5 protein-coding genes are annotated in these 3,110 nt (G+C 68.0%); all 5 read right to left on the reverse strand.

Features of this window, described 5'->3' with window-relative positions; translation table 11 throughout:
* Window positions 1-499: anthrone oxygenase family protein (locus tag HLK59_RS49200; protein ID WP_171148206.1), on the reverse strand; the 499-nt coding region annotated here is incomplete at its 3' end.
* Window positions 500-598: 99 nt separating this feature from the next.
* Window positions 599-1,087: a nuclear transport factor 2 family protein gene (locus HLK59_RS49205; protein WP_171148207.1), complete on the reverse strand. Its 489-nt coding sequence runs from the start codon at window positions 1,085-1,087 to the stop codon at window positions 599-601.
* Window positions 1,088-1,118: 31 nt separating this feature from the next.
* Complete coding sequence (locus tag HLK59_RS49210) at window positions 1,119-1,331, reverse strand: acyl-CoA carboxylase subunit epsilon (RefSeq protein WP_171148208.1); 213 nt, start codon at window positions 1,329-1,331, stop codon at window positions 1,119-1,121.
* Between the two features lie 10 nt (window positions 1,332-1,341).
* Entirely contained in the window at window positions 1,342-2,901 is a 1,560-nt protein-coding gene (locus HLK59_RS49215; RefSeq protein WP_206328511.1) for an acyl-CoA carboxylase subunit beta, read from the reverse strand.
* A 5-nt stretch (window positions 2,902-2,906) separates the two neighbouring features.
* Window positions 2,907-3,110, reverse strand: a 204-nt coding sequence (locus HLK59_RS49220; protein WP_171148210.1) for a hypothetical protein, incomplete at its 5' end; no start/stop codon positions are given.

A 3,110-nucleotide genomic window follows, 5' to 3' on the forward strand; every position in this document is an offset into this window, starting at 1 on the left:
TTTCGGTGGGGGTCGCGGGGGACTGTGTCCGGTGGGTGATCGCGGAGAAGGACAGCAGGGCGAAAGCCGCCAGTGCGGCGACCGTGCGTACCGCGTGGGACGTCTGCCACTTGTCCCTGACGTCTGCCCAGTCGGACGGTGGGGACGTGACCGTCCAGTCCTTCTGGTCCGCGTTGATCGGGAGGTTCACCGCGATCGTCAGGATCAGGATCAGGAGGAGGAGCACCAGGGCTGCCAACGGGACGTAGAGGTCTTTGCCCTTTGTCTTCCAGGCGCCTATCACCACGATCGCTGTCGCGATGATCGTGGGGATCAGGGTGGCTGAGGCCAGGGTGTCCAGGGAGTCGAGTTCCACCTGGCGGACCTGGGTGTAGACCTTGGCGTCGTAGTCGCGCAGGGAGGTCTCCAGGACCAGTACGCAGACCAGGAAGCCGGTGAAGACGCCGCCGAAGATCAGGCCGATCCAGCGGGCGATCGAGAACAGCGGACCTTGCTTCATTCACAACTCCAGGGCGGCTGCGGGGTGGTGTGGCGCTCAGTCACTCAGTCGCTCACTCCGCCAGCCTTCCACAGATGTGGTCGAGTCCTGGTGGAGTCTTCAGGCGGCTTCCGTCTTGGCCTGCGGGGCCTCGCCCGACTGCCAGACCAGGTCGAAGACGAAGCGGTGGATGCGCCAGCCGTGCGGGGTGCGGCGGGCTTCGGCCTCGTAGTGGCCGCCGATGGTGAAGTCGGCTGCCGGTTCGTCGGCCTGGCGGACGTGTACGGCCATCAGGTGGGCGCCTACTCGGGCCTCGTCGCCGTCCAGGTCCACCGTGTGGTTGGCGCTGATGTGGTGGGTGCGGGCGAAGGTGGTGCGGGCCATCTGCTGGAAGCCGGCCAGGCCCTCCAGGCCCTTGAACTCGCCGAAGGGGAAGGTCAGGTGGGCGTCCTCGGTGAAGATCTTGTCGAGCCAGGCGTCGCTGCCGCGGTCCTTGTCGAGGTGGTGGACGTAGCGGTCGCAGAGCTGGGTGAGCTCCAAGCGGTCGTTGAGGAGCCTCAGTTGGTGATTGAGGGTTTCCAAGCCGGCCTCGTCCTGGAGTACAGACATCTTCTAGTCCTTCTCTAGTCGGATGTGCGGGTCAGGCTGCTCGTTGGAACTGGATGCTGCGCCAGGCTCGGGGCTGGAACGGGGTGGGCTGCTGGCGGTGCCAGCGGGCCGCTGTGGGTGGTCGGCGGGTCTCCGTGGGGTCTGCGGGCGCGCTCATCAGGCGCTGGTGCAGGACCGCTATCACCGCGGCCAGTTCCTCGGGGGTCGGGTTGCCTCGCTCGATCTTCAGCTCAAGGGGGGCCATGGGTGGCCTTTCACTGGGGTGGGGTGCCGTGCTTGCGGCGCGGCAGGGACGCGTCCTTTGCGGCGAGCATCCTCAGGGCGCTGATGAGTGACAAGCGGGTGTCCGCCGGATCGATGACGTCGTCCACCAAGCCGCGTTCCGCCGCGTAGTAGGGGTGGACCAAGTTCCGCTTGTACTCGTCGATCTTCGCGGCGCGTGTCTCTTCCGGGTTGTCCGCCGCTGCTATCTCTCGGCGGAAGACCACGTTCGCCGCGCCTTCCGCGCCCATCACCGCTATCTCGTTCGTCGGCCAGGCCAGGGCCACGTCGGCGCCGATCGAGCGGGAGTCCATGACGATGTACGCGCCGCCGTACGCCTTGCGGAGGACGACCGAGACGCGGGGGACGGTGGCGTTGCAGTAGGCGTAGAGGAGTTTGGCGCCGCGGCGGATGATGCCCTCGTGTTCCTGGTCGACGCCGGGGAGGAAGCCGGGGACGTCGACGAGGGTGATCAGGGGGATGTTGAAGGCGTCGCAGAACTGGACGAAGCGTGCGCCCTTTTCGCTGGCCTTGATGTCGAGGACGCCGGCCATGGAGGCGGGCTGGTTGGCGACGATGCCGACCGTGCGGCCGTCCAGGCGGGCGAAGGCGCACACGATGTTGGGGGCCCAGGCGGCGTGGACCTCCATGTACTCGCCGTCGTCGATCAACTCCTCGATGACGGTGCGGATGTCGTAGGAGCGGTTGCCGTCCGCGGGGACCGATTCCAGGAGGGTGGGGCAGCTGCGGTCCGAGGGGTCCTCGGTGAGGGTCTCCGGGGGGAGTTCTCGGTTGTTGGCCGGGAGCATCGCGATCAGGTAGCGGACCTCGGCTATGCAGGTCTCCTCGTCGTCGTAGACGAAGTGGGCGACCCCGGAGGTGGCGGCGTGGACGTCCGCTCCGCCCAGGCCGTTCTGGGTGATCTCCTCGCCCGTGACCGCCTTCACGACGTCGGGGCCCGTGATGAACATCTGGGAGATTTCCCGGACCGCGAAGACGAAGTCCGTGAGGGCGGGGCTGTACGCGGCTCCGCCCGCGCAGGGGCCGAGCATGACGGAGATCTGCGGGATGACGCCGCTGGCCAGGGTGTTGCGGCGGAAGATGCCGCCGTAGCCGGCCAGGGCGCTGACGCCTTCCTGGATGCGGGCTCCTGCGCCGTCGTTCAGGGAGATCAGGGGGGCGCCTGCCGCTATGGCCATGTCCATGATCTTGTGGATCTTGGTGGCGTGGGCTTCGCCCAGGGCGCCGCCGAAGATGCGGAAGTCATGGGCGTAGACGAAGACCGTGCGGCCGTCGACGGTGCCCCAGCCGGTGATGACGCCGTCGGTGTAGGGCCTCTTGTCCTCCAGGCCGAAGCCGGTGGCGCGGTGGCGGCGCAGGGCCTCGATCTCGGTGAAGCTGCCCTTGTCGAGGAGGAGGGCGATGCGTTCGTGGGCCGTCAGCTTGCCTTTGTCGTGCTGGCGTTGGGTGGCGGCGGGGTCGGGGCCTTCGAGGATGCGGTCCTTGATCTCCTTCAGTTCGAGCGTCGCCGCGGTGGACGGTGTGGTGTGCATGGCCATCACTCCCAGTTGGGGCAGACCTGCCGCTCGGCGGCGATCCGTTCGGTGGCGTCGTCGGTGTAGAGGCACTCGGTCGGCAGCCGGCGGGCGAGGATGTCGGGGGCGGCGGCCTCGGCGGGGGCCGCGATGGCGACGGCTGCCACGTGGGCGGGGCAGCTCGGCATGTTCTCGATGCGCCAGCCCCTGGGGCGGGCGCATCGAGA

The organism is Streptomyces sp. S3(2020) (assembly GCF_013044505.1).
Lineage (GTDB): Bacteria > Actinomycetota > Actinomycetes > Streptomycetales > Streptomycetaceae > Streptomyces.

Coding starts and splice junctions, on each gene's coding strand:
- HLK59_RS49215 (WP_206328511.1), bottom strand. CDS start 2,901: ATGCACACCACACCGTCCACCGCGGCGACGCTCGAACTGAAGGAGATC.
- HLK59_RS49210 (WP_171148208.1), bottom strand. CDS start 1,331: ATGGCCCCCCTTGAGCTGAAGATCGAGCGAGGCAACCCGACCCCCGAG.
- HLK59_RS49205 (WP_171148207.1), bottom strand. CDS start 1,087: ATGTCTGTACTCCAGGACGAGGCCGGCTTGGAAACCCTCAATCACCAA.